The 14,098-nt window shown below is 35.8% G+C and carries 12 protein-coding genes; 7 read left to right on the top strand and 5 right to left on the bottom strand.

All coding sequences use genetic code 11. The features are described from left to right. Positions 1–542 precede the first annotated feature (542 nt). From NQ163_RS20130 to NQ163_RS20115, 4 genes are all read left to right on the top strand, one after another. Positions 543–1,976 (top strand): hypothetical protein, encoded by a 1,434-nt coding sequence (locus tag NQ163_RS20130; RefSeq protein ID WP_268192113.1) that lies wholly within the window; start codon positions 543–545, stop codon positions 1,974–1,976. A gap of 142 nt (positions 1,977–2,118) precedes the next feature. Beyond that, positions 2,119–3,153: a sensor histidine kinase gene (locus tag NQ163_RS20125; RefSeq protein ID WP_268192112.1), complete on the top strand. Its 1,035-nt coding sequence runs from the start codon at positions 2,119–2,121 to the stop codon at positions 3,151–3,153. Positions 3,154–3,169: 16 nt separating this feature from the next. After that, positions 3,170–4,207: a histidine kinase gene (locus NQ163_RS20120; protein WP_268192111.1), complete on the top strand. Its 1,038-nt coding sequence runs from the start codon at positions 3,170–3,172 to the stop codon at positions 4,205–4,207. A gap of 27 nt (positions 4,208–4,234) precedes the next feature. Further along, positions 4,235–5,005, top strand: a complete 771-nt coding sequence (locus tag NQ163_RS20115; RefSeq protein WP_268192110.1) for a LytR/AlgR family response regulator transcription factor — start codon at positions 4,235–4,237, stop codon at positions 5,003–5,005. Between the two features lie 204 nt (positions 5,006–5,209). Here the strand turns inward: NQ163_RS20115 and NQ163_RS20110 are convergent, their stop codons facing one another. Then, positions 5,210–6,355 carry a DUF3179 domain-containing (seleno)protein gene (locus tag NQ163_RS20110; protein WP_268192109.1) on the bottom strand — a complete coding sequence of 382 codons (1,146 nt, stop codon included), beginning with the start codon at positions 6,353–6,355 and terminating at the stop codon, positions 5,210–5,212. Positions 6,356–6,377: 22 nt separating this feature from the next. Next, entirely contained in the window at positions 6,378–7,340 is a 963-nt protein-coding gene (locus NQ163_RS20105; RefSeq protein ID WP_268192108.1) for a hypothetical protein, read from the bottom strand. Positions 7,341–7,513: 173 nt separating this feature from the next. Between NQ163_RS20105 and NQ163_RS20100 the strand changes: the two genes are divergently transcribed. Continuing rightward, positions 7,514–8,008, top strand: a complete 495-nt coding sequence (locus tag NQ163_RS20100) for a superoxide dismutase [Ni] (RefSeq protein WP_268192107.1) — start codon at positions 7,514–7,516, stop codon at positions 8,006–8,008. A 99-nt stretch (positions 8,009–8,107) separates the two neighbouring features. Here the strand turns inward: NQ163_RS20100 and NQ163_RS20095 are convergent, their stop codons facing one another. Further along, complete coding sequence (locus NQ163_RS20095) at positions 8,108–9,343, bottom strand: hypothetical protein (protein WP_268192106.1); 1,236 nt, start codon at positions 9,341–9,343, stop codon at positions 8,108–8,110. A 295-nt stretch (positions 9,344–9,638) separates the two neighbouring features. On the opposite strand from NQ163_RS20095, the gene sfsA reads away from it, so the two are divergent. Continuing rightward, the gene (gene sfsA / locus NQ163_RS20090; RefSeq protein WP_268192105.1) at positions 9,639–10,349 is read left to right on the top strand and encodes a DNA/RNA nuclease SfsA; all 711 of its coding nucleotides are present in this window, start codon (positions 9,639–9,641) and stop codon (positions 10,347–10,349) included. A gap of 113 nt (positions 10,350–10,462) precedes the next feature. Then, the gene (locus NQ163_RS20085; RefSeq protein ID WP_268192104.1) at positions 10,463–10,996 is read left to right on the top strand and encodes a YkgJ family cysteine cluster protein; all 534 of its coding nucleotides are present in this window, start codon (positions 10,463–10,465) and stop codon (positions 10,994–10,996) included. Positions 10,997–11,669: 673 nt separating this feature from the next. Here the strand turns inward: NQ163_RS20085 and NQ163_RS20080 are convergent. Continuing rightward, entirely contained in the window at positions 11,670–12,398 is a 729-nt protein-coding gene (locus tag NQ163_RS20080; RefSeq protein WP_268192103.1) for a hypothetical protein, read from the bottom strand. 77 nt (positions 12,399–12,475) lie between these two features. Beyond that, entirely contained in the window at positions 12,476–13,786 is a 1,311-nt protein-coding gene (locus NQ163_RS20075) for an MFS transporter (RefSeq protein WP_268192102.1), read from the bottom strand. Positions 13,787–14,098 lie beyond the last annotated feature (312 nt).

Raw genomic sequence — 14,098 nt, 5'->3', positions numbered from 1 at the left:
GAATATGACAAGAACTACTACATGTTAAATTTTGCAGCAGCATAATTAAATAAAATTTTAACCTGAATTGTTTGGTTTATCCATAGAATTCGGGAGAAGATCACCCCTTCGCACTTAAATTTTTCAAGTATAAGTAGTTTGAGCTTACTCGCCCTTCCCGAAGCTTCGGGATTGTTTACTTTCTCATCAATTGAGAAAGTAAAAGCCATGCGGCTTGAGCAAAACAAAGCTTAGTTAATGAATAATATTCTTATTAAATGCATTTATTATTGATTTTATTAACCACAGTATTTCATATAGAACCGATTAATGAATGTCGCTGAAAGTTAGGGTATCCCAATCATAAACAATCATGATCATCTGCGTCTAATTGCATGTTTTCCTCATTTACCCAATACGTCACATTCCTCTTAATACATACTTCTTACAATTCACTACATCGAAACTACAGTTGATGTCAATTTGTTTTTTTCTTGTACACTTTATTCGGAATATTGTATCGTAGGATAAAAAATAAAGACATGAGAACAAAATATAAAAACATGAAAAAACTTTTACACTTTGCCTTCGCGTTGATAGCAGTATTGATGCTATCCACATTGTCATCCAATGCAGGAAATGGGGATTGGGATATTGTGATTACCAAGAACAACAATTGGAGAGTTGAAAACATTAAAATCTCTACCAATGGCGATATTGAGTTTAATGAAGACTATACCGATGTAAAAGCCATGTCGGATGATGCTTACATTAAAATAAGCATGGTGAGTTTCGGCATGAAACGAAAGTTGTACATCAGATCGGACGAGGGGAGAATTAACTATCGTTACTTTGAGGGAAGCAGAGAGGTTGATTTTGAACCTAAGGGACGTGCCTGGATGAAGAAAATGCTTCCGGATATTGTTAGAAATTCGGGCCTTGATCTAGAAAACAGAGTGAATAAAATCTACAAGAAATCAGGTGTTACAGGCTTTTTGAATGAATTGCAGGAAACGGATAGTGATTATTATCGTTCGCGCATGGTAAAATATTTATTAAAGAACAATAAGCTAGATAAGAGCGAACTTCAAAATTTACTAAGAGAGTTTCCATATCGAATTAGTTCGGATTATGAATTGTCGCAGATTTACAAGAAGTACAATCCAGTATTTATTCAGGATCCTGAAATTTCGGCAGAATTTTTTAATAGTTTGGACGAGATCTCATCAAATTATGAACTTTCACAGGTTTTAAAATCGGTTTATAAGTTGAATGAACTTAACGAAGAAAACTTCACCCATTTTATTGAGGCAATGGGAGATATCAGTTCATCTTACGAGAAATCGAACCTGATGAAAATGGCTTTGGCTGATGATAAGCTAACAGAAGCTCAACTGAATAAAGTATTGAACGAGGTGGAAGAACTTTCATCCACTTATGAGAAATCACAGATTATCAAATCCATTATTAAGGATGAAGGATTGTCAACCGGTAATGTGGATAAGATTATTGAATTGACCGAATCCATATCTTCAGATTATGAGATGGGACAAATTATCAACTCCATGATTCGGGAAGAGATGATTAGCAATTCGAATTTAAATGAATTTACAGAATTGTTGGGAAATATATCATCAGACTATACCTATAAGGGTATTCTGGATAGATTGATTGAATATGAACCATTGGGTGAGGATCGATTTGACTTTTTATTGAAAGCTTCGGATGACATTTCATCAAGCTATGAGTTGAGTAAATTTTATAAATCCTTATTGGTGAAAGGGAATTTGACCAAAAAGCAACAATTAACGCTTATTGCCAAATCAGAAAACATATCCTCTAATTACGAATTGGCAAGTTTTCTTTTAACGGCAACCCAGCAAATGGATTTGGACGATAAAGAAATTAAAGATGCGTTGATTAAGGCAACACAGGAAGTGAGTTCAGAGTACGAGTATGGCAAAGTAATGAAAGCCATTTATTCAAAAGGAAATTAACGAAAATGCAGGAAGATCGATTTATCGGGTGAAAAACTCGATAGATCGAATTCTTAATGAAAGATTGTAATTCGACAAAATCATTGCCGTATCTTTAAATCGAGCACAGGTTTAAAAGTAAAATCAGAGAAAACCCATAACCGTGAATAAAAATCTCCGCTTTATTATCATTAGTCCTATTCTTGGAATGCTTTGTTACATTCTGGCATTTTATAGCTATGTAGGCGAATTGCCTGGTTTTGAATACCAGTTGACCGGATATTTGCCTAGCGCTGTATTTGGTTTGTGGGCAGGTATATCTACCTTATTTGTTGGTAAATATCTTAACAAGTTGGTAAGTTGGAAACAGCGACATGCCATACGTTTTTTAATACAAAGTTCAGTTTTGTACCTTATTGGTTTGATTCTAATTGCCATTTATTCCGAAATGTTTTTGATTTCTTTAAGAGGTAATTTAAGTTATTCTCAATTTTGGTTGATTTACAATGATGAAATATTTAAGACATTATTGATTTTGTTTTTGGTGGTTCTTGTGTATTGCATTATTGATTTCATGATTTACTCATTCAACCAGATGCGAGAAGAGGAAATTAAATCGGTAGAGCTAATGAACAACCAGCTTAACTTGCAATTCGAAGCGTTAAAATCTCAATTGAATCCACATTTCTTATTTAATTCCTTAAATACCATATCATCCCTGCTTTATAAGGATAAGAAAGTGGCGGAGAAGTTTATTAGAATGTTTGCTGAAAGTTATCGTTTTATATTTAAGCAAAACAATAGACCACTGATCCCATTGCAAAAGGAATTGGATTTTGTGCAATCATACAATTATTTGTTGCAGGTAAGGTTTCAGGAAGCTTACGAATTAAAGATTAATATTCCTGAAAAAGCCATGGAATCCTATGTGCCACCTCTATCGGTTCAAATGCTGGTTGAAAATGCCATTAAGCACAATTTGATTTCGCAAACATCGCCTTTGTCAGTAGATATTGAAATCGACAATAATTATTTGTGCGTAAAGAACAACATAAATCCTTTAAGAGAGCAACCGGAATCATTTCAAATTGGAATAGAGAATATTAAAAAGAGATATTCATACTTTACCGATGACAGCATTTTGCTGGATAAAAATGAGTACTTTAAGGTAAGCCTGCCTTTGATACTACAATCGTGAAATAACACTTTGCCTAATGAAAGCCAATTATTTAAATAATAATATATACCGTTTGATTACACCTCCCTGTGTTGCGATATTGGTATACCTTTTAATGCTATTAATTTTTGATCGTTTAACCGAGATCAGCAATAACTTTAGCCCCGAAGAATTGATATTCCTGGTTCTGGTAACGGCAATTTTGTTTGAATCATACAGATTTTGGTTGTTGAAAACTGATAAGATTCCAATCCTAAACAGAAATAAGCTGTTAAAATTTACTGTGATTTATACAGGCAGCTTTTTAATTACCCTGGGCTTGGTGTATGCCTTTTTTGCAGTTTATTATAGGTTTGTAATTGGGATTAGCGAATTTTCTTCAGAACTGGTTTCATTCCTAATTATCTTTATTCTGGTTGGCATTCTGTTTCACCTTTTTTATTTGAGTATTCGATTCCTGGACAGACAAAATTCACTCTTGCTTGAGAAAGAAGAACTGAACAGAAAGAATATCGAATTCGAATTGGAAGTGTTTAAAAATAAACTGAACCCTGATTTCTTGTATGAATCCTTGGAAAACGTAATCAGTTTGATCAGAAAGGACAAGGTTGAAGGAGCAGAGGAGTATATCGATCATTTGGCACTATTCTACAGAAGAATACTGGGGAACCGATATTCCGAGATCATAACACTTGAAGAGGAAAAATTAAAAATAGATGAATATTTAAGACTTAGAAATTACAATTACTCAGATAATTTAATTGTAAATTGGGCTCTGGATGATATAGAGAATGTACATGTTGTTCCAAACATGATTTTACAAACCATTCAATTGATTGAATATAGCCAGCAGGTTGATTTGAATACGAAGTTAGAAATTTCAATTGAGGACTCTGGCGATACGATTCTCTTTCAATTTTTGTCATCGGAACGATTAACTCCATTGCCAAAATTAAAGAATTTAAAGGAGGCGATACAAAAGACTTTAGCTTTCTACACAGATGCTCAGTTTTTATGGCAAAGAGTTGATAATTATATTCAGATATCGATTCCTAAAATTAACATAGAGGACTAACAGACACTAAATACACTACGCCTAAAAATGAATGTTATTATAATTGAAGATGAAGGGTTAGCAGCGGATAAACTGGAGCGACTATTGCACAAATATGATCCGAAAATTAAGATAATTGATAGATTTGAATCCATTACAGAATCTTCAATTTGGCTTGGGAACCCTGAAAATACAGCAGACCTGATCTTTTTGGATATCCACTTGGTGGATGGTTTAAGCTTTGAAATTTTCAATAGAGTACAGGTTAAAACTCCTATAATTTTTACCACTGCTTACAATGAGTATGCACTAAATGCCTTTAAATTAAACAGTGTGGATTACCTTTTGAAGCCAGTTACTTTTGATAGTCTGTATGATGCGCTTAAGAAGTATGAAAGCATGAAAGAGTCTTTTGGGAAACAATCTATAAAAAGCATTGAGGAACTAAGTGCTGCATTGGCAAATATCCAAAAAGATTACAAGACCAGGTTCATGGTAAAGGTAGGAGAGAAGCTGAAGTCTTTCAGAGCCGAAAGTATAGAACTTTTTTACTCCGAGGGAAGGGATGTTTTCATTTTATTGAATGAAGGAAAAAGATACATTATCGATTACAAAATGGAAGAGCTGCAAGATCTTTTGGATCCGAAGCAATTTTATCGCATCAGCCGTTCTTTTATTGTAAATATCAATGCAATAAATGATGTATTGGTACATTCAAACTCTCGCTTAAAGGTGATTTTAAATGCTGAATGCGATAAAGAGCTAATCGTCAGCAGAGAAAAGGTAGGTAGTTTTAAAAATTGGTTTAGCGGTAGTTGATTAAAATGGTTTGACAATTGGTGGCTTTTTCTTATGAATAATTATGCCCGGTATCCAGCCCCAAATTAAATAACGTGAGTTCGACCTTAAATAACACAATAGATAATACCCGCTTCCTGGTAAATACAAATCCATACAGAAGACTGGTTAGCGTTATACTTGCCAGCCTTCCTCCTATGATTATGCGTATTGTTTTCTGTTTTATTATTTAAAAGATTCAAATCGATAAGCCTTTGCCTTTCCATTTACAATTACTCCTAAAACTCGCTCTTTTGGATGTAATCTATCATCGGTAAAGTTGATTGGGAAATTAATGGTAGAGTTGGTTGGGTAAGTTCCATATGGATTAATATCGTAGCTTCGGTTATGGCCTGTATTTGTAGAAAGAGTTCTCCCGGCTGAGGATATTAATGACCAAGTCTCTAAAGAAGTTTCCAATACAAATAGATTGTCAGTTTTTGATTCGATAAGATCACCTTGTACACATGTTTGTAACATTTGACTCCAATTGGAAGAAGTTTGTCGATCGTAAGGCACTACATTGCTATTGTACAAAAAACCTGATACACCGAAAGTAGTAATTGAGCCATTGATAATTCTGTTCCAGACAGTGGCAGTTCCGGTAAGGGGACAGAATACTACAGAGAAATAATTGTCGCCAATTTCATCGTTTACAATCTCATGCCAATTCAATATGGCATGGGGATAAGCTCTATAGGTATTATCCATGCGAACACCAATTATCAATGCTTTTTCTCCAATTACATTAAGGAAAGTATCCTCTTTGGGTTCATTAAATTTAGGAGAGTCAATCGCAGGGATTGCATCACGTAAGGCTCCTACGTAAACATTTTCCCGGGGAATTAACCAACCGTCACTACCAGTAACTGATTCTCCTTCATTTTGAACAGGAAGATTGCTTTCGAAAATCTGCAAGCCAGGAAAGAAAGCTCCCCAAGAGAACCAATATCCAATGTATGCATTCATAGGGGTAAGTTGTTTCCCTTGATTTGGCCCACTTATGGCGGTACCAAATATATTGTATTTACTGCCTTCATCATCTTGCATAATGGTTGGTAATTCACCATCTATCACTTCAAAATTCATTTCATTGCCATCAAGTTCAGTTTTATATGCGACCATAAAATTCCAGCCTTCAGATCCGATTACAACAAAGTTTTCTCCCTCAAAACTATCGGTTATCAGGTTGATAGTATAAGTTGTTGGATGGGTAGGAGGATTGTCATCATTATTTGGAGGGTTGTCTGTGTTTATGTCATCGCTCGAGCTACTGCATGATATGATTGTCAATAGAAGAACCAGGCTTAAATTTTTAAAAAGAGCTTTCATGATCTGTATCCGTTTAGAATTGCTATTTTACATTTATTACATAGTTAACACCGATGTTTGCACGGTAGCTTGTAAGCAGTTGAGTACCTTCAACATTATTGCGAATAGGGATTTCAAACTTGGAGTGCAATTTTACCTTAGGAGAGACTTGTATTTCAAGGTTTGGCACCAAATACATCCAGGTACCACCTGTATTAGGAAAGTCGCTTCCGTTATTTTCATCTTTTTGAGTGTGCCGTAGTTTGTATTGAATTCCACCATTTAGAATGGTATTTTCAATTAAAAAACGATCCGAAAGTCCAATGTTTAGCACCGTTTCGTTTCCAAATCTATATTCCTGACCACCATCGTATCTTCCAAGTTCGAAGCTGTAACGGTAGTTCAACTGGGAATATAAGCTTAGTGTGGGACGAAACAATCCAAAATATGAGTAGGAAATAGCCCCTATACCGTCCCACGAACCTGTCCCGGCTTGCAAATCAGGGGGAAGTAGTATGCCAAATTCATCATCGCGTTTGTATACTGTTCCTGTCGGAAATTTTGGTCTGGCAGCAACCAATACCTCATGCTTCTTACTTTGATGAAGAGTATACTGGCCAAGAAGTACGATATCGCCAATGCCACTTGCTGTTTGTGTTGTACTGCCAAAGTTCGAAAATACAGTTTGTTCCTGCCATACATATGGAACTATGCTGGTAATGGTCCATTTATTTGTAATGGCATAGCTCAATCTAAGTAAAGCACTTCTTGTGATTCTTTCTCTATTTGCATCATCCAATTTGGAACTGCCGGCATAAAGTTTATCCATTTTGTTGTAGTCGTATGAAAAATCAACTATTAATGTATTTTCTGAATAGGATTTAATACCTAAACTACTTGATAATGGAGTACCGCCTGTACAACAAGCCTGAGAAAAAGATTTGTTTTGTACGATTATCAGACTGATAAGAAGTAATGGCAAAGTTCTTATTGTGTTTACATTCATGGTGATATTTATTTATCAAGCTTAAATTACGATATGGCTAATGATTAAAATGTCAGCGGAATGACATTATAGCTCTTTGGAAGTATCATATGATGCTAAATGGGATTTGTAATGTTCATTAATTAGATTAATTTTAAATAAGAATTTAATATCAATAAATAATATTAGCTGTTATGAGAAAATTAATTAAAACTGCAGGTTTAGGACTCGTGTTTGCATTGTTTTTAATCGTTGGAAACCAGAAAAATACTTTTGCACATTGCGAGGTGCCATGTGGTATTTATGCCGATTCGGTTCGTGTTGTATTGATGAGCGAACATATCACGACCATCGAGAAGAGCATGAAGAAAATTGTAGAATTATCGGCTGAAGAGAATGTGAATTACAATCAATTGGTTCGCTGGGTAAATAACAAGGAAGAGCATGCCAGGAAACTACAGGAGATTGCTACTCAATATTTCATGTTTCAGCGTGTAAAACTTAGCGACGATGCAGAGAAAATGAAAAAGAATCAGAAATTATTGGCGAAACTTCATGCAATCTGTGTGTATGCGATGAAAGCGAAACAGACTACCGATTTAAATGTGATTAAGAAATTGAACAATTCGGTTCATGACTTTTCACACTTGTATTTCGGTGCAGGAAAACATCACCACCATCATCATTAAGATCAAATGTATTCCAGCCCTTTCGTATTGGAAGGGCTGATTTCCTTTAAAAGAGTATTCGTAAAATTGAGGGTTTTAAACTTTTTGATGATTTTACTTTTATCGCTTCTCCAACCATATGTAAGCTCCAAATATTTTATTCTGATTAAAGCTCACCAAAGGCAAATACCCTTCAAACCATTTGCCATCTTTCCATTTCAATGGATGATTCTTTGCCATTTCTTTATGGAACTGGTCGAAAGTAGATTTTGGTTGAAAATGTACTTTGAATATTCCTTTGGTCTCAGCGTGTAAATGCTCGTCAAGTTTAAGGGCAAGAATACCCATATTGTATCTTAAATTGATTTCCAGGCAGGGTTGAAGTTTCATTTCCCCATTCTGATCTTTAAAGAGCATACAATCAATACCCAAATAGCCATAGTAGTTTTGCGCAACACCACAGGCAGTCAAAGCTTCCTTCAAGTCTTCCGATAGCTGTTGCATCTTCTCATCAGAAAGAAATTCTTTCATTTCTGCAGGCATTCCACCCAAAAGGTTACCATCGTACTGACCATTGCTGTTGGTCGCAAAGAAACCATTACCGATACCATGCACCTCACCTTTGGCATCAATGTAAAATTGAAGAGAGAAATCACATTTTTTATCCAGTAAGGGTTCAACCATAACATAGCCCTGAATGCCCAAGGTTCCATTGATCCACTGTATGATGGAATCATTCAGATGAGATTGACGAAGCACCTGCAGACCTCTGCCCGAAGAACTCCACGGAGCTTTAATAACAATTTGTTTCCACTGATTAATCAAGCTTTCTACCTCAGAAACGGAAGTACATATTGTAGCAATTTGTTCCTTTCCGATATAGAATGAATCATCTGTACGATCCAGAAAAAAGTTCAATACTTCCAAGGCCTTTTTACGACTGTACAGATCTTTGTGATTCGCATGCCATTCAGCATTGGGGCGATTCTTAAACTCTTGCTGACAAGAATCTTTCAGGTGTTTGAAAATGTGATGAATTCTTGGACTCCATCCCCAGGGTTCCAAACTCTCTTTGGCAGATTTTACAAACTCTTTATCCTGTATCGATGATTCGAACAGTTTGAATTCCGGCAAAGAAATGCCGGCTTCCTTCATAAGCTTTATAAATTCCCGATCAGGCAACTGATTGACCAAAACCACATCTTTTTCATCGGCAAAATGCATGGGCAAAACATCCAAATCCTTCTCAAATCGCGAAAGCGTTTTATTGGGCATATAGCTTGCTGTACCATTGGCAATGGCAATTTCGCATGTTGGGTTGTAGATAAATATTTTAGGAAGTATTTCGCTGCTCATGTTTAGATTCTTGGTTTTGATGAGGCAAAAGTAGCGCAAATCAACATATATTTGTCATTGATTTGAAAATTTAAATGTCAATCAAAAGTAATATAAAGTGCCTTAAGTATTTAAAGCTGAAAGTGACTAAAGTCGAAAAATAGCTAAGTCAATGAGCACTGTTTTTAATTCCCGATTACAGTTTGTAAAAATCTGATTAAACCTAGGGATTAAGAGTTGTTGGTGATTTAACTTTAAGTATTGTAGGCACTAACTAATGCTTATCTCTTTGCATCAAATTTCTAAATATTAATATATGATATTTCCTAAGCCTCTTGTTCATGGCAAATTCCTTCGCCGATACAAAAGATTTTTAACTGATATGGAACTGGATAGTGGCGAAGTTGTGATTGCACATACCTCAAATTCCGGCAGTATGAAATCATGCCTGCAGGAAGGAGCAGAGGTATACCTCACTCATGTTGATGATCCCAAGCGCAAAACCAAGTATACCTGGGAGATGATCAGGATCAATGGAGCTTGGGTGGGAATCAATACCGCGGTTCCCAATGTGTTGGTGTACGAAGCTGTACTGAATCAGGAGATAGAAGCATTAAAGGGGTATACTACCGTAAAGCGGGAAGTAAAATTCGAGGATAGCCGCTTTGATGTATTTGCCAGCAATGAGGATGAAGAATGTTTTATAGAGGTGAAGAACGTGAGCTTAAAGGATGGAAAATATGCTCGTTTCCCCGATGCTGTAACCACTAGAGGCAAGAAACATCTGGAAACTTTAATGAGAGTAAAAGCAGAAGGCAAACGCGCTGTAATGGTGTATGTAATTCAACGCAGCGATATAGAAATCTTCACCCCGGCCTTCGATATCGATCCGGATTATGCCGCAACACTAAAAAAAGCATACGAGAGTGGAGTAGAGGTGTATCCGATACGTGCTGCTGTAAGTCCTGAGAAAATTGAATTGGCAGAAATTCTTCCTTTTCAGTTATCAGTAAACAGTGAGCAGTGAGCAAGTGAAAGTTTGCAGCTGCAAAAGTCCCCCTTTCAGGAGTTCCCGAAAAGATTTCGGGATAGGGGGGTGTTCTGGCTTTTTTTCTACATTTGCAAAAAATAGCAAAGGAAATGAACGAAATGGCAAGAGAAGAATTGGCAAAGTACCGCCAATTAAGAGATGAGGTAAGTGAATTGAGTGAGAAGCTGGCAAATCTGCATAAAGATCAGATGGCATGTAAGAAAGCTTGTTCGGAGTGTTGTATGAATTTTCAGGTTTTACCAGTGGAGTATTTTGCAATTTTGGATGAATTGAAGCAGAATCCTCCTGCACAATACCGGGAACTTGACGATGAGGCAGAGGAATGTAATTTCCTGATTGATGATTTGTGTCAGATCTATGCATCTCGTCCGTTTATCTGTCGAACTCATGGGCTTCCACTATTGTTTATGAATCAGGAAGGCGATGCCTGGGAGTTATCGGCTTGTCCGCTAAACTTTACCGATTTTGAGGACTTTCATGCAGAGAATACCTATCCGCAGGATACCTACAACAGCAAAATCTTCATGATCAATCAAGAGTTTATCAAGCATTACGAGGCCGAACAATTCGGGGAGTTTGATTTGATTCCTGTTAACAGATTGGTAGTAGATTTGAAGAAATAAAGTTTCACATAGGAGCGTTTCACGCCAAATACGCTAAGATATTAATATGGAAAGAGCGCAAAGATTAAACATTTGATCTATGCGCTTTTTTGTTTTTAATTTTCAGGTTCAAATATGCAGCAGCCAAAATCCACTTTTTAGGGGGGATTCAGGAGGGGGATGTATTTATGGCTTATGAGCTAAGGATTTTTTACATTCTAAAGTGAAATTAGAAATTTCAAGTTCGACAAGCCTCAAATTACAAATCAGAGGTAGCTTAACAGGTATTTTTTTAGGAAAATAATTATGCCCTGTTTGTTGATTTGAGAGGCTAATTGCCTATGATAGATACCTGTGGTAAAAAAGTATCCCCATCGTTAAAATGAGTACTCTTAAATTTAAAAAAAGGAGTAATGTAAATAACAATAGCATTTTGCAGAAAAAATAGAAACCTTGTAATAAAATAAAATGACTTGCAGAATAAAAGAAAGGCTTGCGAAAAATAATACGATCTTGTAGTACAAGCTGAAGAGAAAATTACCAAGACTACAAGATAAAACAAAAGATATTAAAATAAAGAGCAAGAAGATTATTGATATCAAAAATTAGAATGTAATAATACAAGGGAACCTTTTTCACTTATAGAAGTACTCAATTGGTAAATGGGAATAATAATTTTCCCTTTAGGAGACATTTATTCCTTTTGAGATGCTCTTTTTTGGATAAAGTAGTTCACTTTATAGCCTTGAAGTCGTTCTTTATTTCCGGAGAATACATATTTACCAGATAACCTTATTTCATCGAGCAATAATTTAAGGTAGGTGTACGATTTGTCTCTTAAAACCTTTTGATTGTGTTTATTCTCTTCACTAGATCTATGATTGTTGCGTAAGAAGCAAAGAGTTTCAGATAAGTGAAGTGCATTATCAAGCTTATTGAAGTTGAAGTGTATTTTTTCTAAAAGCTGTTTGTTTGATACTCCAATTTTTTCAAGGTTGGCCAGGTTTTGCACCAAACTAGCGAATCCATGATCTAACTTAATTCGTTTAATTAATTTTATTAGATCTTCATGATTTCGAAAAGCAAAATTAAAATCGTGTAAAATTTCCTTATGTAGTGCATAGCCACCTTTACACTCTTTTTGCCACTTAATTTTAGCATCGGAAGTACAGTTTTTGATATTTATCCATTCAGTTTGCAGCAAACGACAAGCTTCAATTCGCTCTTTTACATCATCAATATGAGAGATGTTTATTCCAACTTTCGACAATTGATCTATATCATCCTTTGCCCATACAGCAAGGTTTTCGGCCTCTTGCAAATAGATGGCTATGGGAATTGTAGGTACTATAATTTGTTCGTTTGATATGGATTGGATTTTATCCAGAAGTTCTTCTCGAATGTTGTTTGTTATTTCAGTCACTTCAAATAATATGTTTGGTTCAAGTGACAATAAATTTAACGAAAATGATCAGATAATGAATATAATATCAATGAAAATTAATTCATTTGTGGGTTCTTTGCTTTTCCTGATAAAAGAAGAAGAAGCACTACGATTGCCACACCAATGTATCCCGCAAGGAAATAATTGCCGGTAAGCGTATAAATTCTGCTAAAGAACAAAGGAGCAATTGCGCTGGCAAAAACAATAAGCGACATGGATAATCCGCTAATGGCACCCAAATGCTTTCGACCGAAGAATCGAGGCCAGGTTAGCGATGCCAATACTGCAAATAAGCCTCCCATAACACCATTGCCGAATATTAAAATGTAATATCCCATAGGATAATTTAGAATTGCCACACCAAGTGCCGATAGCAAACATCCGAGTAGATAAACCAATAACAATTTTTGCAAACGCATATAATCACTAAGAATATTGCCAACAAAGGCTGTGATGATAGATACAACAGAAGTTGGTATAAATACGCTTAGGGCTTTTTGTTCGGAATAACCGCATGAATCGAAAATAGAGATCACATTAAATGTAAAACCTGTAACAAAGAAAGCGCTAAAGCATAAGGCAAGGGCAAAAATCCAAAATACCCATGTGCTGCGAGCTTCGGGTAAGGTATAATCTCTTTTCGGGGTAAAGTAAGTGTTGTTTTTCGATTTTACTTCAAGTACTTTTCCATCGGGAATTAAACCACATTCCTCAGGATTATCTCGGTAAACGATAAATGCAAAAACCACGAACAAAAGGGTTAGTATTGCCAATATCTGGTATGCGCTTCTCCAATCGAAATCACCAATTAACATGGCGATAAACAAAGGTGCTACTGCAAAACCAAAGGATTGAACGGCACTGGAAATGCTATTGGCCAATCCTCTGCGTTTGTCGAACCATTTCATAATAAGGTTGCGCGAAGCCAGGGTTAATACCCCTTGTCCCGAAAAACGCAACAGAAAGAAGAAGAGTGATACCATTGCGAATGAAACAACCGAATATTTAATGTTGAAGGTTTTTGATAAGCCGCTTGCAATGCCTGTTGAAGCTGAAAACAGCATGAGTGTAATGGCAAGGGTTAATGCTGCGATAATGGCAGTAAATCTTGCTCCGAATTTGTCGTATATTTTACCAGCATAGGTCAATAGGGTTGAGCTTGCTACGGTTCCGATTAAATAGGCAGTGCTCAATACATCTCTGCTCAATTGCAATTCGTTAATTAAATAATCGGTAAATACGGAAACACCAATGGTTTGTCCGGGAATGCTGCAAAGTACACCAATGGTACCGGCAGCCATACTTATCCATCCGTAGAAAAATGGGATTTTTGCAGGTGCAAAAGGAAAATTCGGATTTCTTTTCATTCAAGTTTTGGTTGATAGCTATTGACCTGCAAAGGTAGTCGATTTTGTTTATCTTGTTAATTAAAATTAAATAACAGATTATTAACAGTTCATAAAAGAATTACTCTCTATTTTGATCCGCGAAAATTAAAAACCAATTAATATGGAAAATTTAGGAAAATTATTACTTAACGTGAGTTCGACGTAAAATTCTATCCACAGAAAGTTATATTTGCGATAGATTTGCATTAAAAAATCTGAAAGAATAGCGGGCTATTTTGAAGAGTTTTTAATGTGAAGATGTTGTAAAGAGAACTTTCCATTAAAGATTTG

The sequence above is a fragment of the Marinifilum sp. D737 genome (assembly GCF_026672275.1).
Classification (GTDB): Bacteria; Bacteroidota; Bacteroidia; order Bacteroidales; family Marinifilaceae; genus Marinifilum.
Note: the sequence above shows the minus strand (reverse complement) of the source record. Positions and strands in the feature narration are given on the sequence as shown.

Bases quoted from the DNA above. Each gene is read 5' to 3' on its own strand.
- NQ163_RS20130 (WP_268192113.1), top strand. From the start codon at position 543: ATGAAAAAACTTTTACACTTTGCCTTCGCGTTGATAGCAGTATTGATG.
- NQ163_RS20120 (WP_268192111.1), top strand. From the start codon at position 3,170: ATGAAAGCCAATTATTTAAATAATAATATATACCGTTTGATTACACCT.
- NQ163_RS20115 (WP_268192110.1), top strand. From the start codon at position 4,235: ATGAATGTTATTATAATTGAAGATGAAGGGTTAGCAGCGGATAAACTG.
- NQ163_RS20110 (WP_268192109.1), bottom strand. From the start codon at position 6,355: ATGAAAGCTCTTTTTAAAAATTTAAGCCTGGTTCTTCTATTGACAATC.
- NQ163_RS20105 (WP_268192108.1), bottom strand. From the start codon at position 7,340: ATGAATGTAAACACAATAAGAACTTTGCCATTACTTCTTATCAGTCTG.
- NQ163_RS20100 (WP_268192107.1), top strand. From the start codon at position 7,514: ATGAGAAAATTAATTAAAACTGCAGGTTTAGGACTCGTGTTTGCATTG.
- NQ163_RS20095 (WP_268192106.1), bottom strand. From the start codon at position 9,343: ATGAGCAGCGAAATACTTCCTAAAATATTTATCTACAACCCAACATGC.
- sfsA (WP_268192105.1), top strand. From the start codon at position 9,639: ATGATATTTCCTAAGCCTCTTGTTCATGGCAAATTCCTTCGCCGATAC.
- NQ163_RS20085 (WP_268192104.1), top strand. From the start codon at position 10,463: ATGAACGAAATGGCAAGAGAAGAATTGGCAAAGTACCGCCAATTAAGA.
- NQ163_RS20075 (WP_268192102.1), bottom strand. From the start codon at position 13,786: ATGAAAAGAAATCCGAATTTTCCTTTTGCACCTGCAAAAATCCCATTT.